Source organism: Luteimonas sp. gir, assembly GCF_037198055.1.
GTDB classification, from domain to species: Bacteria; Pseudomonadota; Gammaproteobacteria; order Xanthomonadales; family Xanthomonadaceae; genus Luteimonas; species Luteimonas citri_A.
Map to the genome: position 1 here is coordinate 472,987 of NZ_JBBAXQ010000001.1, position 21,596 is coordinate 494,582.

15 protein-coding genes and 1 pseudogene are annotated in these 21,596 nt (G+C 68.9%); 8 read left to right on the top strand and 8 right to left on the bottom strand.

Annotated elements, in window-relative coordinates; all coding sequences use genetic code 11:
• The first annotated feature begins 146 nt into the window (after positions 1-146).
• Positions 147-953: a rhomboid family intramembrane serine protease gene (locus WAF18_RS02195; RefSeq protein ID WP_337243655.1), complete on the top strand. Its 807-nt coding sequence runs from the start codon at positions 147-149 to the stop codon at positions 951-953.
• A gap of 22 nt (positions 954-975) precedes the next feature.
• On the opposite strand, the gene WAF18_RS02200 is transcribed toward WAF18_RS02195, so the two are convergent.
• Entirely contained in the window at positions 976-1,302 is a 327-nt protein-coding gene (locus WAF18_RS02200) for a helix-turn-helix transcriptional regulator (protein ID WP_337243656.1), read from the bottom strand.
• Entirely contained in the window at positions 1,283-2,581 is a 1,299-nt protein-coding gene (locus WAF18_RS02205; RefSeq protein WP_337243657.1) for a HipA domain-containing protein, read from the bottom strand. Before WAF18_RS02205 ends, WAF18_RS02200 begins: the two co-directional genes overlap by 20 nt.
• A gap of 353 nt (positions 2,582-2,934) precedes the next feature.
• On the opposite strand from WAF18_RS02205, the gene WAF18_RS02210 reads away from it, so the two are divergent.
• Both WAF18_RS02210 and WAF18_RS02215 read left to right on the top strand, forming a co-directional pair.
• On the top strand, positions 2,935-3,549 hold the full coding sequence (locus WAF18_RS02210; protein WP_337243658.1) for a hypothetical protein: 615 nt from the start codon (positions 2,935-2,937) through the stop codon (positions 3,547-3,549).
• Positions 3,550-3,589: 40 nt separating this feature from the next.
• The gene (locus tag WAF18_RS02215; protein WP_337243659.1) at positions 3,590-4,189 is read left to right on the top strand and encodes a hypothetical protein; all 600 of its coding nucleotides are present in this window, start codon (positions 3,590-3,592) and stop codon (positions 4,187-4,189) included.
• Between the two features lie 3 nt (positions 4,190-4,192).
• On the opposite strand, the pseudogene WAF18_RS02220 reads toward WAF18_RS02215, so the two are convergent.
• Together WAF18_RS02220 and WAF18_RS02225 are read right to left on the bottom strand one after the other, a co-directional pair.
• Positions 4,193-5,593 (bottom strand): annotated as a pseudogene (locus tag WAF18_RS02220) (glycine betaine ABC transporter substrate-binding protein); the annotation flags it as partial.
• Between the two features lie 80 nt (positions 5,594-5,673).
• Positions 5,674-6,414 carry an ABC transporter ATP-binding protein gene (locus WAF18_RS02225; RefSeq protein WP_337243660.1) on the bottom strand — a complete coding sequence of 247 codons (741 nt, stop codon included), beginning with the start codon at positions 6,412-6,414 and terminating at the stop codon, positions 5,674-5,676.
• A gap of 90 nt (positions 6,415-6,504) precedes the next feature.
• Here WAF18_RS02225 and WAF18_RS02230 point away from each other — a divergent pair, with 90 nt between their 5' ends.
• Positions 6,505-8,178, top strand: a complete 1,674-nt coding sequence (locus WAF18_RS02230) for a M28 family peptidase (protein WP_337243661.1) — start codon at positions 6,505-6,507, stop codon at positions 8,176-8,178.
• A gap of 645 nt (positions 8,179-8,823) precedes the next feature.
• On the opposite strand, the gene WAF18_RS02235 is transcribed toward WAF18_RS02230, so the two are convergent.
• The 3 genes from WAF18_RS02235 to WAF18_RS02245 all read right to left on the bottom strand — a co-directional run bounded on the left by WAF18_RS02235 (position 8,824) and on the right by WAF18_RS02245 (position 11,617).
• Positions 8,824-9,975 (bottom strand): HAMP domain-containing sensor histidine kinase, encoded by a 1,152-nt coding sequence (locus tag WAF18_RS02235; protein WP_337243662.1) that lies wholly within the window; start codon positions 9,973-9,975, stop codon positions 8,824-8,826.
• 119 nt (positions 9,976-10,094) lie between these two features.
• Positions 10,095-10,637: a pseudouridine synthase gene (locus WAF18_RS02240; RefSeq protein ID WP_337243663.1), complete on the bottom strand. Its 543-nt coding sequence runs from the start codon at positions 10,635-10,637 to the stop codon at positions 10,095-10,097.
• Positions 10,638-10,765: 128 nt separating this feature from the next.
• Positions 10,766-11,617: a methyltransferase gene (locus WAF18_RS02245; RefSeq protein ID WP_337243664.1), complete on the bottom strand. Its 852-nt coding sequence runs from the start codon at positions 11,615-11,617 to the stop codon at positions 10,766-10,768.
• Positions 11,618-11,785: 168 nt separating this feature from the next.
• Between WAF18_RS02245 and WAF18_RS02250 the strand changes: the two genes are divergently transcribed.
• Together WAF18_RS02250 and WAF18_RS02255 are read left to right on the top strand one after the other, a co-directional pair.
• A complete protein-coding gene (locus WAF18_RS02250) occupies positions 11,786-12,736 on the top strand; it encodes an aldo/keto reductase (RefSeq protein WP_337243665.1) in 951 nt (316 codons plus the stop codon).
• A 71-nt stretch (positions 12,737-12,807) separates the two neighbouring features.
• Entirely contained in the window at positions 12,808-13,836 is a 1,029-nt protein-coding gene (locus WAF18_RS02255; protein WP_337243666.1) for an NADP-dependent oxidoreductase, read from the top strand.
• A gap of 810 nt (positions 13,837-14,646) precedes the next feature.
• On the opposite strand, the gene WAF18_RS02260 is transcribed toward WAF18_RS02255, so the two are convergent.
• Entirely contained in the window at positions 14,647-16,878 is a 2,232-nt protein-coding gene (locus tag WAF18_RS02260) for an NADP-dependent isocitrate dehydrogenase (RefSeq protein WP_337243667.1), read from the bottom strand.
• 275 nt (positions 16,879-17,153) lie between these two features.
• Here WAF18_RS02260 and cas1f point away from each other — a divergent pair, with 275 nt between their 5' ends.
• On the top strand, positions 17,154-18,131 hold the full coding sequence (cas1f, locus tag WAF18_RS02265) for a type I-F CRISPR-associated endonuclease Cas1f (RefSeq protein WP_337243668.1): 978 nt from the start codon (positions 17,154-17,156) through the stop codon (positions 18,129-18,131).
• A complete protein-coding gene (cas3f, locus tag WAF18_RS02270) occupies positions 18,128-21,526 on the top strand; it encodes a type I-F CRISPR-associated helicase Cas3f (protein ID WP_337243669.1) in 3,399 nt (1,132 codons plus the stop codon). The genes cas1f and cas3f overlap by 4 nt, the downstream gene beginning before the upstream one ends.
• Positions 21,527-21,596: the final 70 nt, after the last annotated feature.

Here is a 21,596-nt window from a genome sequence, read left to right on the forward strand (position 1 = left end):
AGCCCTCCCCCGCGATGCGGGGAGGGAGACAAGCGCGCGACCCGCGCGCACCGCTGCCGCGCTCGTCAGTCGCGGGCGCTGTCGCAAACGCCTGTGTCGCTTGCGTTCTCATGATCCGTCGCCACCTTGGATCGATGCATCTGGACATGCCCGAAGCGCCCGAGGACTCGCCCGCCCAGCGGGCGCGCGACCGACAGCGGCTGTCGCGCGCGCTGCAGGCCAGCATCGGCTTTGTGCTGCTGCTGGTCATCGCCTTCGGCATCCAGGCGATGGTCGACTGGCGCGCGCTGGCGGTCCGTCCCGGCGAATGGGCGGGGCTGGCGGGCCTGCTTGGCGCGCCGCTGCTGCACGGCTCGCCAGGCCACCTGATCGCCAACGCCAGCGCGCTGCTGGTGCTCGGCACGCTGGCGCTTGCGGTGTATCCCAAAGCCACGCTGCGCGGCTTGCCGCTGATGTGGCTGGGCTCGGGGCTGGGCGCCTGGCTGCTCGGCGATCCGGGCTCGCACCACCTGGGTGCCAGTGGCGTGACCCACGGCCTGATGTTCCTCATCTTCGTGCTCGGCCTGCTGCGCCGCGACCGGCCGTCGGTCGCCGCCGGCATGATCGCCTTCCTGTTCTACGGCGGCATGTTGCTGACGATCCTGCCGCAGGAGCCGGGCGTGTCGTGGCAGTCGCACCTGGGCGGCGCCGTGGGCGGCGTGCTCGCGGCGTTCTGGTTCCGCCGTGCCGACCCGCAGCTGCCGCGCCGCCGTTACAGCTGGGAGATCGAGGAAGAGGAGGCGCAGCGCGCTGCGCGCCTGCAGGCCGAGACGCTGGAGCCGCCGGCGCCACACGACGTGCCGGTGTTGTGGCAGCGCCCGCCGGCCGATGACGCGCGCGGTGTCGTGCTGCCGTTCCCGGCGCGCACCCTGCCGCGCGACCTTGACGACGACACGCCGCCTGCGTCGCGTTAAGCGCGCCCTGTTCTGCCAGCGCTCAATGATCGTTGTCGCGCGGGTCTCCGTGTTCGAGCCAATGGGCGGTCGTGTTGGGATCCGCATGTACGAAGGCGACGCGAAGCCCGAAGAGATTTCCGATGCTTTCGAGCGTCTCGACCGTCGGGTTTCCTTTGCCGCTTTCGATACGCTTGAGCGTCAGTAGACTCATGCCGCGATGTTTGGCGAACTGCACCTGGGTCAATCCGCTGATCTTGCGCATGCGTTTGACGGCTTGCGCAAGGTCGACGCGACCGTAGGCAATGTCGACCGCCAGTGCGTCTCTGAGCACGCGGACCGTCTGGCTGTCAGGGCGTCGGCGTTGCATGGTGGGCAATGGCCTGAAGCTTGGTGATCTGAAATCCGATCGCGGTCTCGCACGCCTCGACGATATCCGCATCGGCATCCCGCATGCGGAGCTCCTGGGTAAGTTTCGGCAGGTGTTGCTCGCCGAAGGTCTTGAGCGCGATGGCGACTTTCACTTTGACGTCGTCGTGCAGCGCCAGTCGCTCCAGGATCACGTTCCAATCGTCGGTGATCCCGCCCTCGGGCAAACGCCAGTCGCAGGTGCGGGTAATCAGTTCGCGATCGAGATACATCGGGCCGATGTCGTACAGCGGGGTTAGTTGCACAGTGCCGTCCGGACATTGCTGAACGGAGGTGTTGCGCACGTGGTTGTCCGGGTTGCGCAGCGCCCGGTTGAGGACGTCCCGGCACAGGAATTCCGCGACGGCCTGGGCCGGATTCGACGCCATGTCCGCCAATCGTTCGGTGAGCGCAAAGAGCGATGCGTTGCGGCCGAAGCCCGGTAACCCGGCCAGTGCCGACAGCGTCTCCTGATGGAGACGATGGACGACACCATCGGGGCCGACCTGTCGGTCGAAACGGCGAAGGAACAGCATGCCGTCCTTGAAGACGGGCGTGTCGATCGTACGCAGGCCACAGGCGCCAACGGCCTGCAGATAGATGGATTCGTGGCGCAGAATCCGCTGATCGCTCGGGTCCCGGCCTCGCGGCAGCTTGATGATCCAGTGTTCTCTCGCGCGCGCATCGGGCAGTGCTGCATCGGGATACCAACGCCCTTCTTCGTCCTGCGTCAGCAGAAACTTAGGAGCCACGCCCTGCACGCCGGGTGTGCCGGCCGCAAGCATGTTGTGCAATGCGAGCTGCGCAAGAAATGCATCGGTTCGTTCGCTGATGTCTCGCGTCTTGAAGCCCTCCGCCGGAGCGCCGCCGGTCTGACGCTGGTAGAACTCGACGGCGGTGTCGAGACGAAGACGTCCAATGGGCGCAAAGGCGCCGTGTTGGGCCAGGAAAAAATCCTGCGTGGCGTCCTGGGCGGAAACCCCTAGCAGGCCGGCCAGGTGCTCGCGGCCGCGCCCCTGCGGCACCAGATCCCACAGGAAGGCCAGAGGCGTCTGCGAAGCGCCCGACCAGGTGTGGATCTCCATGTTGACCGGGAGCGAAAGCGCCACGGGTGGCGCGTGCTCAAGGTGGCCAAAGACATAGTCGGGCAGGTACTCAAAGCGCACGGCGCGTTCGTTCACCGCGATACGGGCAGCGCAGTGCCATGTGCCGTTGATATAGAGCTCGATGGCGCTGTCCATAGGTCGATAATGGTATATCAAAGTAGACATTTCAAGTGGGGTTGGCAGGAAATGAAATATTTAAGTAGACCAAATTGATTGATTGCGCGCCTTGACGTGGCATCAATGCCTCGACCGGCCTTTCCGGCCAGCTCGCGCCTGACCGGCCAGTTGTCGGCTGCGGATGGGTCGCACCGATCGCGCCAGGTGTCGTACCCGGGTGCCTCGAAGGGGCGCGGCGCCACACCCAGCGCGCGTCCGCTCCCGACCCGCTATGAGCGCCAGTCCGAATGCGCTGCCGAGCCCCTCGCGGGGGACAGCGTCCTCAGGCGCGCGCGCTACCATGCGCAACGCCTCGAAACAGGACATCACCGATGCAGGACGCATCTTCGGACAATCTGTACGCGCCCCCCACCGCGGACGTGGTGCCGCTGCCGGCCACCGCCGCCGCCGCGCAACCGTTCTACGTCGTCTCGGCGACGAAGTTCTGCGTGCTGTTCTTCGTCACCTTCGGGCTCTACGTCCTGTATTGGTTCTACGTCCACTGGCGCCGGTGGGGACGCGCCCACAACGAGACCGTGTGGCCGGTGCCGCGCGCGGTGTTTTCGATCTTCTTCGCGCATGCGCTGGCCCGGCGCATCGACGAGCGCTTGCGTGCGCTGGGCATCGTGCGCGCCTGGTCACCGGCGCTGGCAGCGACCGTCTACGTCGTCTTCCAGATCGGAAGTACCGTGGCCTCGCGGCTGGCCGATCGCGGGATCGGCGTGCCGATCACCGACATCGTCTCGCTGCTGGCGCTGGTGCCGATCGCGCTGTCGATGTTGGCGATGCAGCGTGCCGCGAACGCCGCCTGTGGCGATCCCGACGGCGCGGGCAACCGGCGCTTCACCTGGGCCAACTGGGTGTGGATCGCGATCTTCGGCCTGATCTGGCTGTTGATCGGTGCGGTGATTCTGTTGCCAGCCTTCGGCGTGGATCTGCCGCAATGACCCCGATGCCCCGCGCGTGGCGCGCTGACGGCTGACCGACATGCACGCACCGGACGATCCGTACGCGCCGCCGCAGGCCGACGTGCGCGCAGCCGCCGACACGGGCGATGCGTTCTACGTGGTCTCGCCGCTGAAGGTGGTGGTGCTCTACGTCGCCACGTTCGGGCTCTACCAGATGTACTGGTTCTACCGGCACTGGCTGCGCTGGCAGGCGGTGCATGGCGTCAGGGTGCGCCCGGTGGTGCGGGCGGTGTTCGCATTGTTCACCGTGCACGCGCTGGCGCGCCGCATCGACGAGGCACTGCGCACGGCCGGCGTCAGGCGGCGCTGGTGGCCAATGGCGGTGGCGACCGTGTTCTTCCTGTGCGAAGCGGTGTCGTGGAGCACCGCATTCGTCGGCCCGTCGGTGGCTGCGCGCTGGCCGGCGACGACGCCGTGGATGGACTGGTTGGGGATCGCGCTGATGCCGCTGGCCTGCGCCAGCCTGGTCCGGCTGCAACTAGCCGCCAACGCCGCCTGTGGCGACCCGCAGGCGCTGCGCAACCGGCGCTTCACGGTCTACAACCTGCTCTGGATCGTGGGCAGTGTGTCGGTGGTCGCGACCGCGACCGTCATCGTCTTGCGCACGCACGCGGGCTGAGCCTCAGCGCCGCGCCGCCAGCCGCAGGCCGCGCGGCACCAGCGCGCGCTCGGCCAGTTCGAACACGCCCTGTACCGTCAGCGCCAGCAACGCAGCGGGCACCGCGCCTTCAAGGATCAAGCCCAGGTCGTCGAGCCGGATGCCGGTGAGGATCGGCTGGCCGTAGCCGCCCGCGCCGATCAGGGCACCGAGCGTCGCGGTGCCGACATTGATCACCGCCGCGGTCTTGATGCCGGCCAGGATCGTCGGCAAGGCCAGCGGCAGTTCGACCCGCAGCAGCCGCGTCGCCGGCGGCAGCCCGATCGCCGCCGCGGTCTCACGCAGCTCGCGCGCGATGCCGGTCAGCCCGGCGTGCGTATTGCGCACGATCGGCAGCAGGCTGTAGAGGAACAGCGCGGCGATCGCCGGCCCCGCGCCGATGCCGAACAGCGGAATCATGAACACGAACACCGCCAGCGACGGCAGCGTCTGCAGCACGCCGGTCAACGCCAGCACACCTTGGCCCAGCCGCGGCCGCCGCGCGGCGACCACGCCCAGCGGCAATGCGACCAGCAGCGCTGCGCCCAGCGAGATGCCGACCAGCGCCAGATGCTCGCCAGTGCGCTGGGCGATGCGCGCCGGGCGGCCGTCGCCGGCACTCGGCGCGACCCCGAGCCAATCGGCCGCGACCGTTGCCTCGCGCACGCCGTCGAGCTTCACCCGCGCGTTGAGCCGCTGCATCGTCGCCGCGTCGATCCGGCCTTCCAGCCCGCGCAGCGCAGCCAGCACCGCCGGTGCGCGCGTGCCCAGATCCGCGCGGTACAGATAGACCGCGGCGTAAGACGGGAAGTAGTGGCGGTCGTCGTCGAGCACGACCAGGTCGTAGTGCGGAATCTCGGCGTCGGTCGCGTACAGGTCGGTGGCATCGATCGCGCCGCTGGCCAGCGCCCGATACGCAAGGTCGTGGTCGAGTCCATCGGGGCGCTGCGGCAGTGCATAGGCCGTGCGCAGTCCCGGCCAACCATCGCCGCGCGACATGAACTCGTTGCTCAGGCCCAGCCGCAACTGCGGGTGCCCGGCCAGGTCCGACAGCCGCGCGATCCCCAATTGCGCGGCCTGCGCCCGGCGCATGCCGATCGCGTAGCTGTTGTCGAACCCGAGCGGCGCGGTCATCGCCAGCCCGCGTTCGGCCAATGCCGCATCCAATTCGGCGCGCTGCGCACGCGGCATGCGCAGCAGTTCGTCGGCCAGCGTGCCGGTGTACTCGGCGTAGGCGTCGATCTCGCCTTCGAGCAGCGCGCGCCACAGGATCCGGCTGCCGCCGAGCTGGCGGCGATGGGTGACCTCGGCGCCGGCCTGCCGCGCAGCCAGCGTGGCGATCTCGCCCAGCACGACGCCTTCGGTGAAGTTCTTCGAGCCGATCGTGGCGGACTGCGCGGCGGCCACGATCGGCAGCCACAGGCCGACCAGCAGCACCAGCCCCCTGCCCAGCGCGCGCCGGGCGCTCATCGCGCCGCCTCGTCGACGCTGCGCTGGGCGCGCATGAACGCCTGCACGAAATCGTCCGCCGGCGCGTCGAGCAAGCTACGCGGCGGGCCCTGCTGCACGATGCGGCCGGCACGCAACAGCACCACCGTGTCGGCGAACCACACCGCCTCGGCGATGTCGTGGGTCACCAGCACCACGGTCTTGCCCAGGCGCGCGAACAGCGCGCGCATCTGCGCCTGCAGGTCGTGGCGCACGATCGGGTCCAGCGCGCCCAGCGGTTCGTCGAGCAGCAGCACGTCGGGATCGAGCATCAGCGCACGGATCAGCCCCACGCGCTGGCGCTGCCCGCCTGACAGCTCGGCCGGATAGCGTCGCAGCGCATCGGCCGGCAGCTGGCACAGCGCGGCGAGCTCGGTCATGCGCGCCTCGATCCGCGCCCGCGACCAGCCCAGCGTGCGCGCCAGCAGTGCGACGTTGCCGGCGGCATCGAGATGCGGGAACAGCCCGCCCTCCTGGATCACGTAGCCGATCCGGCGGCGCAGCGCCGGCAAGGTGTCGCGGCGCAGCGGCGTGCCGTCGAAACGCACCTCGCCCGTGTCGGGCCATTCCAGGCCGACGAGCATCCGCAGCAGCGTCGACTTGCCCGCGCCACTGGGGCCGATCAGCGCAGTCGTCGCGCCGGGCGCGATGTGCAGGTCGACGCCAGCGAGCGCGGTGGTCGCGCCGTAGCGCCGGTGTACCTGGTCGAGGTCATACATCGCGGCAGGCTAGCAAGCCCGATGTGCAGGCCCCGCGGCTGCGCCGGTGGCCTGTGCTACGGTCCGGCCTCGCCCGCCCGGACCCGTGTCATGCCCCGTTTCGCGCTGCTCGTCTGCCTGCTCGCACTGTTGCCCGGTTGCGGACGCGAGCCGGCCCCGGCCCCGGCCGAGGCGATGCCCGCCACCGCCGCGATCGCCAACGACACGCCGGCCGGCCAGCGCATCGAGGCCGACGTGCGCACACTGGCCGACCCGCGGATGGAGGGCCGCTTCACCGGCAGCGCGGGCTATGCGCGGGCCGCCGAGCACATCGCCACCCGCTTCGCACAGATCGGCCTGGAACCGGCCGGCGACGACGGCGGCTGGCAGCAACGCGTGCCGCTGCTGCGCGCCAGCGTCGAGCGCGAGGGGGCCCGGCTGGAGGTCGAGCGTGGCGGGCGACGCATCGCGCTGCGGCCGTTCGAGCAGTTCCTGCCGCTGCCCGACTTCGCCGCGCCGCGCAGCGAGGTGACCGCGCCGGCGGTCTTCGTCGGGCAGGCGATCGACGCCCCCGAGCTCGACCACGACGACTTCCACGGCGTCGACCTGCGCGGGCGCATCGCCGTCGCCTTCGGCGGCGCACCCGCTCGTTTCCCCGGCACCCAGGCCGCGCATTACGGCAGCCTGCGCAGCAAGGTCGAGGCGGTCGCCGCACGCGGCGCGATCGCGCTGGTGCTGGTGCACACCGCCGCCGACGAGGCCGGCACGCCTTGGGCGCGCACACGCGAGCGTGGGCTGCAGCCGGCGATGCGGTTGCGCGGCGACGACGGCCGCGCCTTCGACGACGGCCCGCCGCTGCGTGCGATGGCGGTGGTGTCCGCGGCCGCCGCCGATCTGGTGTTCGCCGACGGCCCGCGCACCGCGGCCGAACTGGCGAATGCGGCGCGCGCCGGCACCGCGACGCCATTCGCGCTGCCCGGCACGCTGACGCTCGCCTCGCGCACGCGCATCGACACGCTCGAAGGCCAGAACGTTGTCGGCCGGTTGCCGGGCCGCGATCCGGCGCTGGCCGGCGAGAGCATCGTGCACACCGCGCACCTCGACCACCTGGGACCGAGCGCGGACGGCGAGGGCATCCACCACGGCGCACTCGACAACGCGCTGGGCGTGGCGATCATGCTCGAGGCCGCGCACGAACTGGCGCACAACGGCCGCCTGCCGCGGCGCTCGACCGTGTTCGCCGCGGTGACCGGCGAGGAGCAGGGCCTGCTCGGCGCCACCTGGCTGGCGCGCCGGCCGCCGCCGGCGGTGGGGCGCGCGGTCGCCAACCTCAACATCGACATGCCAATCCTCACCGCGCCCACGCGCGACATCGTGGCGATCGGCGTCGAGCATTCGAGCCTGAAGCACGCAGTCGAGCGCGCCGCTGCGGAGGTCGGTGTCGCGCTGTCGCCCGATCCGTTCCCGGAGGAAGCGACGTTCGTGCGCAGCGACCAGTACGCCTTCGTGCGCGCCGGGGTGCCGGCGCTGTACCTCGACGCCGGGGTCGCCTCGGCCAGTGCGGGCCAGGACCCACGCGTGGCGGCGACCTGGTTCCTGCGCAACTGCTACCACCGGCCCTGCGACAACGTCGACCTGCCGATCCAGTACGGCGACGCCGCGCGCCTGGCGCGGGTGAGCGCAGCGATCACGCGCCTGGTCGGCGACGACGACGCGCCGCCGCGGTGGAATGACGGCGATGTGTTCGGCACGCGGTTTGCGGCATCGCGTAGGGACGACGAATGAGGGGCTGCATCGGCGCCTGTTGCTAACGTCCTTGCTTCGGAAGGGCATCGGCTTGTAAGCCGGAAGCCCTTTGCTTCGGTCAGGGCCCCCACCCAACCCTCCCCCGCAGGCGGGGGAGGGCTCAAAGGCGCCGGTCATCGGGAATCGAAACTGCGCGATGTGCATCGCCTCCCCCGCAGGCGGGGGAGGGCTTAAAGGCGCCGGTCATCGGGAATCGAAACTGCGCGATGTGCATCGCCTCCCCCGCAGGCGGGGGAGGGCTCAAAGGCGCCGGTCATCGGGAATCGAAACTGCGCGATGTGCATCGCCTCCCGCGCAGGCGGGGAGGGCTCAAAGGCGCCGGTCATCGGGAATCGAAACTGCGCGATGTGCATCGCCTCCCCCGCAGGCGGGGGAGGGCTCAAAGGCGCCGGTCATCGGGAATCGAAACTGCGCGATGTGCATCACCTCCCCCGCAGGCGGGGGAGGGCTCAAAGGCGCCGGTCATCGGGAATCGAAACTGCGCGATGTGCATCCCCTCCCCCGCAGGCGGGGGAGGGCTCAAAGGTGCCGGTCATCGGGAGTCGAAACCGTGCGATGTGCATCACCTCCCCCGCCTGCGGGGGAGGTCGGCGCCATCGGCGCCGGGTGGGGGCAGCGCAGAATTCAGTCGTGCGTGCGCGCCGGGGCGTCGTCGTTGGCGGCGGCCGGTAGCGGGCGCTCGGTGGTCACTTCGGGCAGTTCGATGATGAAGCGGGCGCCGCCGCCTTCGCGGTCCTCGTACCAGAGCTGACCGCCGAGATTGACGATGATCTGCTTGGCCAGCGACAGCCCCAGGCCGCTGGAGCGGCCGTCGTCCTTGCCCGCGTGGGCCAGCCGCTGGAACGGCCGGAACAGCGCGTGCTGCAGATCGCGGGCGATGCCCGGCCCGCGGTCTTCGATCAGCAGTTGCCAGAACCCCGGGCCGCCGCCGCGCAACGAGATGTCGACGTTGCTCGACGGGGCGTACTTGATCGCGTTGGTGATCAGGTTCTCGGCCACCTGGCGCAGCACCAGCATGTCGATCGCGACCATCGGCGAGGCCGACGGCAGCCGCGTCTGCAACGCGACCCCGCGGTCTTCGAACTGCAGCGCGTAGCGGTCGACCAGCCAGTCGACGACCTCGCGCAGCGCGGTGACGCTGCCGGTCGCCTCGCCCTTGCGCGAGGTGTCCTGGGTCTCGAGATAGCGCCGGATGTAGCCCAGCGCGTCTTCGGCGCTGTCGTGGATCATCCGGTGATAGCGCGGCACGCGTTCGGGCTTGGTCTCGCCCTTGAGCAGCATGTCGCTGGCGAACCAGATGCTCGACAGCGGGTTCTTCAGATCGTGCGCGACCAGGTTGACCAGCTCCTGGCGCTCGCGGGCGATGCGCTCGAGCCGGTCGCGAGTCTGCTTCAGGCCGACGTGCGCATTGACGCGCGCCAGCAGCTCCTCAGGCATGAACGGCTTGGTGACGTAATCCACCGCGCCGGCGTCGAATGCCCGCAGCAGCAGATCGCGATCCTGGGCGACGGTCAGAAATACCACCGGCAGCCGCAGCAGTTCGGGAATCTGCTTGATCTCGCCCAGCAGCGCGAAGCCGTCCATGTTCGGCATCAGCATGTCGAGCAGCAGCAGGTCCGGACGCAGGTCCGACAGCAGCGCCAGCGCCTCGGCCCCGTCGGCCGCGGTCGTCACCTCGTAGCCGTGACGGCTCAGCAGCGAACTGACCACGCGCAGGTTCGCCGGCTGATCGTCGACCACGAGAATGCGGCCGCTGACTGGACTGGAGTAGGGCATGGAGCTCCGAAGGGAAGCCTGGCGGGGCATGCGGCGTGGGCCTCCACGCCAAAATCGACGCAGACGTTAACAGAAATGCACGCAATGTGAGGGACGCCGGGACAGGCGGCGCGCGCGGTTCAGTGTGCCTCGGCCCGCCAGTCGCCCGGAGGCAGCGCCCCCAGCCGCCAGGGGCCGATTGCGACCCGCACCAACCGCAACGTCGGCAAGCCGACCGCCGCGGTCATCCGCCGCACCTGCCGGTTGCGGCCTTCGCGGATCGTCAGTTCGAGCCAGGCGTCGGGCACCGACTTGCGGAAACGCACCGGCGGGTCGCGCGGCCACAGCGTGGGGGGCGGGTCGAGCAGTGCGACCTGCGCCGGCCGGGTGGGCCCGTCCTTGAGCGTCACGCCTTCCCGCAAGGCCTGCAACTGCGCGGCCGTCGGCGTGCCCTCGACCTGCACCTGGTAGGTCTTGGGCAGCTTGTGCCGGGGATCGGTGATCCGGTGCGCCAGCGGTCCGTCGTCGGTCAGCAGCAACAGCCCCTCGCTGTCATGGTCCAGGCGTCCGGCCGGGTAGACCCCGGCCGGCAACCCGAACCCGGCCAGCGTCGCCCGCGGCGGCGTGCTGCGGTCGGTGAACTGGCACAGCACGGCGAAGGGCTTGTTGAAGGCGATGAGCATGGCAACAGGATCAGAACTCGGGCGCGGGGATCGGTCAAAGCACGCGGGCAACGCGGGCAACGCGGGCAACGCGGGTCACGGGACGCGCGGTGGCGCATTCCGACTGCCGCTCCCCCAATCCCGGCCCGTCAGGGCTTCACGAACCGCAACGTCATCCGATCGCTTTCGCCGATGGCGGCGTAGCGGGCGGCATCGCCTGGCTCGTGGCGGTTGGTCGGCGGCAGGGTCCACACGCCGTTGGGGTGATCGCGGGTGTCGCGCGGGTTGGCGTTGATCTCGCTGCTGCCGTCGACCCGGAAGCCGGCCGCCTGCGCCAGCGCGATGACCTGGGCCTGGCCGACATAGCCACTGCGGTCGTCGGCGGGCACGTCGGCGGCCACGCGATGCTCGACCACGCCGAGCACGCCGCCCGGGCGCAGGACCTCGAAGAACGCCTTGAACATGCCCTCGGCCTGGCCACTGCTGCGCCAGTTGTGGACGTTGCGGAACGTCAACACGACATCGGCCGAACCGGACGGCCCCAGCCGCGGCGCCGCCGGATCGTAGGTCACGATCCGCGCCTGGTCGAAGTGCGCTGGATCGCGCGCGAACCGCGCCTGCAGGCCGTCGTGCTGGGCCTGCTGGTAATCGCGCCCGCGGCCGGCGGGCACCGCGGCCGGGTCGACCAGCGCGGCGACATAGCGCCCGCTGCCGCGCAGGTACGGCGCCAGGATCTCGCTGTACCAAGCGCCACTGCCTGGCGTGATCTCGATCACCGTTTGCCCAGGCCGCACGCCGAAGAACCGCAGCGTCTCGCGCGGGTGGCGGGCGCCGTCGCGCGCGGCGTTCTCGGGCGTGCGCCAGTCGCCGGCGATCGCCGCGTCCAGGCGCGCCACGTTGGCGGCGTCGAGGTCGGCCGAGGTATCGGCCCGGGTCTGCGGACCGCCGCAGGCAGTCAGCGCGAGCAGGGCGGCGGCGCACAACGACAAGCTGCGTTGCATGGACGGAACTCCGGTGGACAAGTGCCGCCAGCGTGCCACAAGCCGCGCCATTGCGCGCCCGCACCACGCGCACACGCGTGGCCGGAACACTGCTTTGCGGCGCGTGGACGCGCACGTCGCCGCGCGCTGCCTATGCTGGCGGCACCCTCTCTTGGATGGATGTCGACCATGGCCGAACGCGAACTCGGACACTCCGGACTGCGCATCTCGCCGCTGGCGTTCGGCGGCAATGTGTTCGGCTGGAGTGCGGACGAGGCGACCTCGTTCGCATTGCTCGACGAATGCGTCGCGTTGGGCATCGACCTGATCGACACCGCCGACGTCTATTCGGCCTGGGCCGATGGCAACACCGGCGGCGAATCGGAAACGCTGATCGGCAAATGGCTGCAGCGCAGCGGCAAGCGCCAGGCCGTGACCATCGCCACCAAGGTCGCCAAATGGGCACAGCGCCCCGGCCTGTCGCCGGCCAACATCCAGGCCGCGTGCGAGGACTCGCTGCGCCGGCTCGGCACCGACGTCATCGACCTCTACCAGGCGCACGAGGACGACCCCTCGGTGCCGCTGGAGGACACGCTCGGCGCGTTCTCGCGGCTGATCGAGCAGGGCAAGGTGCGCGCGATCGGCGCGTCCAACTACACCGCACCGCGCCTGGCCGAAGCCCTGGAGGTCGCGCGCCGGCACGGCCTGCCGCGCTACGAGACGCTGCAGCCGCACTACAACCTGGTTGATCGCGCCGGCTTTGAGCGCGAACTCGAGCCGCTGGTGCGCGAGCACGGCCTGGGCGTGATCAGCTACTACGCGCTGGCCAGCGGCTTCCTCAGCGGCAAGTACCGCAGCGAGAGCGATGCCGCCAAGTCGAGCGCGCGCGGCGCGCAGGTGGTCAAGCAGTACCTCAACCCGCGCGGCAAGCGCATCCTCGGCGCACTCGACGATGTCGCCTGCCGTCACGCGGCAACCGTCGCCCAGGTCGCACTGGCCTGGCTGATCGCGCGGCCGGGCATCACCGCGCCGATCGTCAGCGCCACCAGCCTGGCGCAACTGCGCGAACTGGCGGCCGCGCGCACGTTGCTGCTGTCCAAGGCCGACATCGCCGCACTTGACGGCGCCAGCGCCGGCTGACGCGCCGCCTCGACGGGGCGCAGCGCCCCGATGCGGTATGACATCACCCTCTCACCCAGAGGTCCGCGCCGATGAAGCCCGCCACCACCACCCGCATCGTCCTGGCCGCGCGCCCCGAAGGCGCGCCGACCGCCGCCAATTTCCGTCTCGAGCAGGCGCCGCTGCCAGCCCCGCGCAACGGCCAGGTGTTGCTGCGCAACCGCTGGCTCTCGCTCGATCCCTACATGCGCGGCCGCATGAACGCCGGCCGCTCCTATGTCGCCCCGATCGAGATCGGCGAGGTCATGGACGGCGGCACCGTCTCGGAAGTGGTCGAGTCGCTGCACCCGGCCTGGTCGCCCGGCGACCTGGTACTCGCGCACGCCGGCTGGCAGACCCACGCCGTGGTCGACGGCGAAGGGCTGCGCCGCAAGATCGACCCCGACGGGCCGGCGCCATCGCTGGCGCTGGGCGTCTACGGCATGCCCGGTTTCACCGCCTATGCCGGCCTGCGCGAGATCGGCAAGCCGGCGCATGGCGAGACCGTGGTCGTGGCCGCGGCCAGCGGCCCGGTCGGCGCGACCGTCGGGCAGATCGCCAAGCTCCAAGGCGCCCGCGTGGTCGGCATCGCCGGTGGCCCCGACAAGGTCGCGCACGTGCGCGACGACCTCGGCTTCGACGTCGCCCTCGACCACCGCGCCGACGACTTCGCCGAACAGCTGCAGGCCGCGTGCCCGGACGGCATCGACGTCTACTTCGAGAACGTCGGCGGCAAGGTGCTCGACGCCGTGCTGCCGCTGCTCAACGACTTCGCCCGCGTGCCGGTCTGCGGCGTGATCGCGTACTACAACGACCGCGGACCGCGGCCCGGCCCCGACCGCCTGCCGCAGCTGATGAGCCTGATCCTCTCGCGCCACCTGACCGTGCGCGGCTTCATCCAGCGCGACTTCATCGCGCTCTACCCCGAGTTCCTGCGCGAAATGGGCGCCTGGCTGCGCGACGGCCGCACCCGCTGGCGCGAAGACGTCGTCGAAGGCCTGGAGAACGCCCCCGAGGCCTTCATCGGCATGCTCGAAGGCCGCAACTTCGGCAAGCTCGTGGTGAAGCTCACCGACGACTGAAAGTGCGTTGTGTCCTGAATGTCCGGATACGTCTTCCTCTCCCCGCGCTGCGTCGTCCTATACCCGCACTGCACCTAAGCTCCCTCCCCCGCCTGCGGGGGAGGGCCGGGGAGGGGGCAAACGCTCGCGCTGACGCCTGCTCCCAAAAGCAGAAAAACCCAGGACGCGATGTCCTGGGTTTTCATGCGACCGAAAGCGGCCCCCACCCCAACCCTCCCCCGCACGCGGGGGAGGGAGCAACTGCAGCGCACCGCGGATTGCGGGGCGTGCGCGCACGCAGCCTCCCTGTCTTGCACTATCGCTGCCGCTGCCGCTGCCGCTGCCGCTGCCGCTGCCGCTGCCGCTGCCGCTGCCGAGACCGCCTGCGCTCGTCTCCCTCCCCCGCCTGCGGGGGAGGGCCGGGGAGGGGGCAAACGCTCGCGCTGACGCCTGTCCCAAAAACGAAAAACCCAGGACGCGATGTCCTGGGTTTCAAGCGACCGAAAGCGGCCCCACGCCAACCCTCCCCCGCACGCGGGGGAGGGAGCAATTGCAGCGCACCGCGGATTGCGGGGAGTGCGTGCACGCAGCCTCACTGCCTTGCCGCTATCGCCGCTGACACCGCCTGCGTTTCTCTCCCTCCCCCGCCTGCGGGGGAGGGCCGGGGAGGGGGCAAACGCTCGCGCTGATGCCTGTTCCCAAAACGAAAAACCCAGGACGCCATGTCCTGGGTTGTTTCATGCGGCCAAAAGCGGCCCCCCACCCCAACCCTCCCCCGTAAACGGGGGAGGGAGCAAAGAGCGGCTTACCGCAGTCCAACCAACGTGCAGCTCAGCCCTGCAACGTCGCCAGCGCGTCGTTGAAGGTCGCGCTGGGGCGCATGGCCTTGGCGATCTTTGCCAGGTCGGGGTGGTAGTAGCCACCGATCTCCACCGGCTTGCCCTGCGCGCCGTTGAGCTCGGCGACGATCTTCGCCTCGTTGTCCGACAGCGCCTTGGCGAGCGGTGCGAACGTCGCCTTCAGCTCGGCGTCGTCGTCCTGTGCCGCCAGGGCCTGCGCCCAGTACAGCGCCAAGTAGAAGTGGCTGCCGCGGTTGTCGAGCTCGCCCACCTTGCGCGCCGGCGAGCGGTTCTCGTCGAGGATGCGGCCATTGGCCGTGTCCAGCGTTGCCGCCAGCACCTTGGCCTTGGCGTTGTCGCGCGTCTGGCCCAGGTGCTCGAGCGAGGCCGCCAGGGCGAGGAACTCACCGAGCGAATCCCACCGCAGATAGTTCTCTTCGACGAACTGCTGCACGTGCTTGGGCGCCGAACCGCCGGCGCCGGTCTCGAACAGCCCGCCGCCGGCCATCAGCGGCACGATCGACAGCATCTTTGCGCTCGTGCCCAGTTCCATGATCGGGAACAGGTCGGTCAGATAGTCGCGCAGCACGTTGCCGGTCACCGAGATGGTGTCCTCGCCCTTGCGGATGCGGGCCAGCGAGAACGCCGTCGCCTCGACCGGCGGCAGGATGCGGATGTCCAGCCCGCTGGTGTCGTGATCCTTGAGATAGGTCTCGACCTTGGCGATCACCTGCGCATCGTGCGCACGCGCGCTGTCGAGCCAGAACACCGCCGGCGTCGCCGACAGGCGTGCACGGCTCACGGCCAGCTTCACCCAGTCCTGGATCGGCGCGTCCTTGGTCTGGCACATGCGCCAGATGTCGCCGCTCTCGACCGCGTGCTCGAACACCACGTTGCCGTCGGCGTCGCTCACACGCACCGTGCCGTCGGCCGGAATCTGGAACGTCTTGTCGTGCGAACCGTACTCCTCGGCCTTCTGCGCCATCAGGCCGACGTTGGGCACCGAGCCCATCGTCGCCGGGTCGAACGCGCCGTGCGTGCGGCAGTCTTCGATCACCGCCTGGTAGACGCCCGCGTAACAGCGGTCCGGGATCACCGCCTTGGCATCCTGCAGCTTGCCAGCGGCGTTCCACATGCCGCCCGAGTCGCGGATCATCGCCGGCATCGACGCATCGACGATCACGTCGCTGGGCACGTGCAGGTTGGTGATGCCCTTGTCGGAGTTGACCATCGCCAGCGCCGGGCGCTGCGTGTACAGCGCATCTATGTCGGCGCGGATCGCGTCCTGCTGGTCCTGCGGCAGCGACTGGATGCGCGCGTACAGATCGCCGATGCCGTTGTTCGGATCGAAGCCCACCTTGGCCAGCGCGTCGGCGTACTTGGTCAGCACATCGCGATAGAACTCGCCCACGACCACGCCGAACATGATCGGGTCGGAGACCTTCATCATCGTCGCCTTGAGGTGCAGCGAGAACAGCACGCCCTGCGCCTTCGCATCGGCGATCTGCGCCGCGACGAACGTCGCCAGCGCCTTGCGCGACATGACCGCCGCATCGACGATCTCGCCGGCCTGCACCTTCACCGGATCGCGCAGCGCGGTGACCGCGCCATCGGCGTCGACCAGCTCGATCTTCAGCGCACCGGCCTTGTCGATCGTCGCCGAGCGCTCGCTGCCGTAGAAATCGCCAGCGTCCATGTGCGCAACATGGGTCTTCGAATCCGACGACCACTTGCCCATGCGGTGCGGATGCTTGCGCGCGTAGGCCTTCACCGACGCCGGCGCGCGGCGATCGGAGTTGCCCTCGCGCAGCACCGGATTGACCGCGCTGCCCTTGACCCGGTCGTAGCGCGCCTTCGCGTCGCGCTCGGCATCGTCCTTGGGCGTATCGGGGTAAGCCGGCAGGTCGAAGCCCTGCGCCTGCAGTTCGGCGATCGCCGCCTTGAGCTGCGGCACCGAGGCGCTGATGTTCGGCAGCTTGATGATGTTGGCCTCGGGCGTGGTGGCCAGCGCACCGAGCTCGGCCAGGTGGTCGCCGATCTTCTGCGCGTCGGTCAGCCGCTCCGGGAACTGCGCCAGGATGCGCCCGGCCAGCGAGATGTCGCGGGTCTCGACCGCGATGCCCGCCGTGCGCGTGAACGCCTCGACGATGGGCAGCAGCGACTGCGTGGCGAGGAACGGGGCCTCGTCGGTGAGCGTGTAGAGGATCTTGGGGGTATCGACCATGTCGGGCGTGTCTCGTCGGAAGTCGTCGGGGAGAAAACGCACCATGGCCACCCGGCGCAGCCAGCGGCTGCCCCGTGGCGCTGCATCCGCAAGGGGACAAGGCCATGGCACGCGCGTCGCGAACGACGCAGCGCCCCGCATTGTCGCGTGTTTGTCGGGGGCGCGAAAGGCGACGGGGCGGGTGTGGGACATACGGGACAGGATGGGCGGCGCCGGCGCGTCTCGACGGGTGAGACACGACCGAGCGATAGTGCGCGGGACAAGGGGGGGACACCATGGACGATCTGTCGCCGTCGGATCTCAAGACGATCCTGCATTCGAAGCGCGCGAACCTGTACTACCTGGAGCATTGCCGGGTGCTGGTCAATGGGGGGCGCGTCGAGTACGTCACCGACGCGGGCAAGCGATCGCTGTACTGGAACATCCCGATCGCCAACACCACGACGATCCTGCTGGGCACGGGCACCTCGATCACCCAGGCGGCGATGCGCGAGCTGGCGAAGGCGGGCGTGCTGGTGGGCTTTTGCGGCGGGGGCGGTACGCCCCTGTTTACAGCCAACGAGATCGATGTGGACGTGGCATGGTTCTCACCGCAAAGCGAGTATCGGCCCACTGAGTACCTGCAGGCGTGGACGCGATTCTGGTTCGACGATGATCTCCGGCTATCGGCGGCCAAGGCTTTTCAGCGGGCACGGACCGAGCGACTGCGCGCCCAGTGGCAGCACCGGCATCTGCGTGAGTCGGGGTTTGCCGCCGATGCCACTCGCCTGGAAGAATTGCTCGCGCGGACCACCCGCAATATCGAACTGTCCCAGGACCATACCGCGCTGCTGACCGAGGAGGCGCGGCTGACCAAGGCGCTCTTCAAGCTGGCAGTGGATACAGTCGGCTATGGCGACTTCACCCGAGCCAAGCGCGGAGGCGGCAACGATCCGGCCAATCGGTTCCTCGACCACGGCAACTACCTGGCCTATGGGCTTGGGGCCACCGCCGCCTGGGTGCTCGGTCTTCCCCATGGTCTTGCCGTGCTGCACGGCAAGACACGCCGCGGCGGTCTGGTGTTCGATATCGCGGACCTGGTCAAGGATGCCGCCATCCTCCCGCAGGCGTTTTTGTCGGCAATGCGCGGCGATGATGAGCAACAGTTCCGTCGCAGCTGCATCGAGGCGCTGACCCGAAGCGAATCGCTGGACTTCATGATCGACACCTTGAAGCGGGTGGCGCTCGACACAGCGGCCCAGGCCCAGTCGTGAACATCCTGCTGATTTCCCAGTGCGACAAACGCGCGCTGACCGAGACCCGGCGCATCCTGGACCAGTTCGCCGAGCGACGGGGCGATCGCACGTGGCAGACCCCTGTGACGCAAGCCGGACTCGACACGCTGCGCAAACTGCTGCGTCGGACCGCGCGCAAGAACACTGCGGTGGCCTGCCACTGGATTCGGGGACTCGACCACAGCGAACTGCTGTGGATCGTCGGCGATGCCCGGAGATTCAACGCAGAAGGCGCAGTACCAACCAACACGACCGTACGCAATGTCCTGCGGCGGGAGGACGAGAATGATTGGCACACGGTCCAGGACATCCGCTTGCTGGCGCAACTGGCCGCGCTGCTGCACGACCTCGGCAAAGCCAGTGTTGCGTTCCAGCGACGGTTGCGGGGCGAGTTGCTCGAACGTAACCGCTATCGGCATGAATGGGTATCGCTGCGGATGTTCCAGGCATTCGTCGGCGAAGACAATGACGCGGGATGGCTGCAGCGCCTGGTAGAACCCGCTGCGTTTGACGAGCAAGCCTGGATCGCCGCCGGCCGTTACCAACGTGATGGTCTGGATGCGCGCAGTGCCCATCCGTTCGTCCACCTGCCCCCGCTGGCCTCGGCTGTTGCCTGGCTGATCGCCACCCATCATCGCTTGCCCGTCGTGCCTGTCGACAGGGAAGACGGTCGACAGGACTGGCTCGGGCGGCGCGCGCGTCGATTTGATCCAGCTTGGCTGGAAGCGCCGCTCACGCAAGTGGCCCACGACTGGAACGAGATTCGCCAGCCCGTCGATCCCATGGAGGTCTCACCATACTGGGCGCCTGCAGCGACGCTTCCGGTGGTCGAGCCGAAATGGCGGGCGCTTGTTGCGCGTGTGGCTCGGCACCTGCTGGAGCTGCAAGCACGCCGCACCGGCGACTGGCTCGCCAATCCCTACGTCATGCACTTGGCAAGGCTGAGTTTGATGCTGGCGGACCATCATTATTCAGGTCTGTCGGGCGATTCATATCTGCGCGTGCAGGGCGACGGCAGAACCCGGCTGTATGCCAACACCGATCGTGACGGCAACCTCAAGCAGCCCTTAGATGAACATCTGCTCGGCGTCGCCCGCGATGCGGGATTGATCGCACATGCGTTGCCGGGCTTTGCGCGGCATCTGCCAAGGCTGGTCAACCATCGTGGCCTGCGAAAGCGCAGCGCAGATCCCCGCTTCTCCTGGCAGGACAAGGCTGCCGATGCCGCCACTTCGTTGCGCGAGATTGCCCGCGAGCATGGTGCCTTCATCGTCAACATGGCGTCCACCGGCTGTGGCAAGACACTGGCCAATGCACGCATTCTCAACGCGTTGGCCGATCCACAGCGGGGAATGCGTGCGACGTACGCGCTGGGGCTGCGCACCCTGACCCTGCAGACTGGCCGCAGCTATCGTGACGACCTGCATATGGGCGAGGATGTCTTGGCCGTTCAGGTCGGTGGGTCGGCCAGTCGCGCCCTGTTCGAGTACCACGAGGCGCAGGCCGACGACCGGGGATCAGAATCGATCCAGGATCTGATCGAAGAGGACAGCCATGTGCTGTTCGAAGGCAACACGGCTGCACATCCGCTCTTGTCGCGAGCGTTGCACGATCCCGACATTCGCAAGCTTCTGTCGGCACCCATGCTCGTCTGCACAGTCGATCACATGGTGCCGGCGACGGAGTCCTTGCGCGCTGGTCGCCAGATCGCACCCGTGTTGCGCTTGATGAGCGCCGACCTGATCCTGGACGAACTCGACGATTACGATCTCAACGACTTGCCCGCGTTGACGCGTCTCGTGTACTGGGCGGGCATGCTGGGCACCCGGGTGCTGCTGTCTTCGGCGACGCTGCCGCCGGCGCTGGTGGAGGGCATGTTCCTGGCCTACCGCGCGGGCCGCGCCCACTACTGTCGAAATCGCGGCAGTGACGCCGGGCAGCGAACCGGACAGCTCGACATTCCGTGTCTGTGGACGGATGAGTTCGGGGTGCAGGTGGCGACGTGCATGGACGGCGACGCTTTCAGCAAGGCGCATGCGCAGTTCGTGGAGAAGCGTGTCGCGAAACTGGGAAAGGCCGAGCCTCTGCGAAGGGCCGATCTGCTTGTGCCGGATATCGGCCGGGGACTTGCCAAGGAGACGCTTCGTGCGGAATTCGCGCGTCACATTCATGCGGCGTGTTTAAGGCTGCACGGCGACCATGCGGAAACCGACCCTGTCAGCGGCAAGCAGATCAGCTTCGGCCTGGTGCGGATGGCCAACATCGACCCGCTGTTCGACGTGGCGCAGACGCTTTTCTCCATCGACGCACCGGCAGGCACTCGGATCCACCTGTGCGTCTACCACGCGCGCTTCCCGCTGCTGCAACGCTCAGAGATCGAGCAGCAGCTCGATGCGGCATTCAATCGGCGCGGAGATGGGCAAGGTGTCTATCACCTGCCGGCCATCCGAGCCGCGCTCGATGCGCATCCGGAAACTAACCAGGTGTTCGTCGTACTGGCATCTCCCGTCTGCGAGGTTGGCCGCGATTGGGACGCCGACTGGGCGATTGCCGAACCGTCCTCAATGCGCTCGTTGATCCAACTTGCCGGGCGTGTGCAGCGGCATCGGCGCAAGCCGCCTCAAAGCGCCAACATGCTCGTGTTCGATACCAACCTCAAAGCGCTCGAACATGACAATGCGCAACGCCCGGCCTTTGTCCGTCCGGGGTTCGAGGACGACGATCGCTTTCTGCTGGCATCGCACCGCCTGCAGACGATCTGGCCGGGTGACGCGGCGCGCAACATCGATGCGCGTCCCCGCATCCAGCCACGGCTGCCTGCCGATCGCCGGCCCCGCCAGGATTGGATCGATCTGGAACATGCCCGACTGCAAGCAGCGATGTTGCCGCGTCCCATATCGGAACCGCAGACGAGCCGCCGCCGTCGAGGGAGCGCATTGCCGACCTTGGAGCGCGAACAGGCGCCGCCATCATGGCAGCATGCGCAGGCGCAGCTGACCGGTGTGCTGCCGCAGCAGCAGCCCTTCCGCGCCGATGAGCGCCCCGATGCCACCCTAGTCTTCCTGCCGGATGAGGATGGCGACGCACTCATCCTGCATCGGGTCGAAGACGATCCAAAGCGACGTGGGGCGCAGCTCTACGTGCCGGCGTCGGAAATGCTTCGTCCACTGGAGTTGCGGCCCGCCCCGGGCATCGCCCCTTGGGCAGGGTCTGACCTCGCAGGTCTGCGGATGAGCTTGGAGGAACTGGCCGAGGCCGAGGACATCCCACTCGACAGGGCTGCCCGGAAATTTACCGTGGTCGAAGTGCCCTGCACCGAGAACGGCCAGCGCTGGCGCTGGCATCCCTGGCTGGGCTTCGGATCCGCGCGCTAAGGATGGATGTCAATGCCAAGGATCGATCAACGTGAAGCCGCATTCCTCGAAATGCCGGACATCGCGGGTC

What these genes read in the sequence shown, in the direction of transcription:
- WAF18_RS02195 (WP_337243655.1), top strand. Translation starts at nt 147, where the DNA reads ATGCCCGAAGCGCCCGAGGACTCGCCCGCCCAGCGGGCGCGCGACCGA.
- WAF18_RS02200 (WP_337243656.1), bottom strand. Translation starts at nt 1,302, where the DNA reads ATGCAACGCCGACGCCCTGACAGCCAGACGGTCCGCGTGCTCAGAGAC.
- WAF18_RS02205 (WP_337243657.1), bottom strand. Translation starts at nt 2,581, where the DNA reads ATGGACAGCGCCATCGAGCTCTATATCAACGGCACATGGCACTGCGCT.
- WAF18_RS02210 (WP_337243658.1), top strand. Translation starts at nt 2,935, where the DNA reads ATGCAGGACGCATCTTCGGACAATCTGTACGCGCCCCCCACCGCGGAC.
- WAF18_RS02215 (WP_337243659.1), top strand. Translation starts at nt 3,590, where the DNA reads ATGCACGCACCGGACGATCCGTACGCGCCGCCGCAGGCCGACGTGCGC.
- WAF18_RS02225 (WP_337243660.1), bottom strand. Translation starts at nt 6,414, where the DNA reads ATGTATGACCTCGACCAGGTACACCGGCGCTACGGCGCGACCACCGCG.
- WAF18_RS02230 (WP_337243661.1), top strand. Translation starts at nt 6,505, where the DNA reads ATGCCCCGTTTCGCGCTGCTCGTCTGCCTGCTCGCACTGTTGCCCGGT.
- WAF18_RS02235 (WP_337243662.1), bottom strand. Translation starts at nt 9,975, where the DNA reads ATGCCCTACTCCAGTCCAGTCAGCGGCCGCATTCTCGTGGTCGACGAT.
- WAF18_RS02240 (WP_337243663.1), bottom strand. Translation starts at nt 10,637, where the DNA reads ATGCTCATCGCCTTCAACAAGCCCTTCGCCGTGCTGTGCCAGTTCACC.
- WAF18_RS02245 (WP_337243664.1), bottom strand. Translation starts at nt 11,617, where the DNA reads ATGCAACGCAGCTTGTCGTTGTGCGCCGCCGCCCTGCTCGCGCTGACT.
- WAF18_RS02250 (WP_337243665.1), top strand. Translation starts at nt 11,786, where the DNA reads ATGGCCGAACGCGAACTCGGACACTCCGGACTGCGCATCTCGCCGCTG.
- WAF18_RS02255 (WP_337243666.1), top strand. Translation starts at nt 12,808, where the DNA reads ATGAAGCCCGCCACCACCACCCGCATCGTCCTGGCCGCGCGCCCCGAA.
- WAF18_RS02260 (WP_337243667.1), bottom strand. Translation starts at nt 16,878, where the DNA reads ATGGTCGATACCCCCAAGATCCTCTACACGCTCACCGACGAGGCCCCG.
- cas1f (WP_337243668.1), top strand. Translation starts at nt 17,154, where the DNA reads ATGGACGATCTGTCGCCGTCGGATCTCAAGACGATCCTGCATTCGAAG.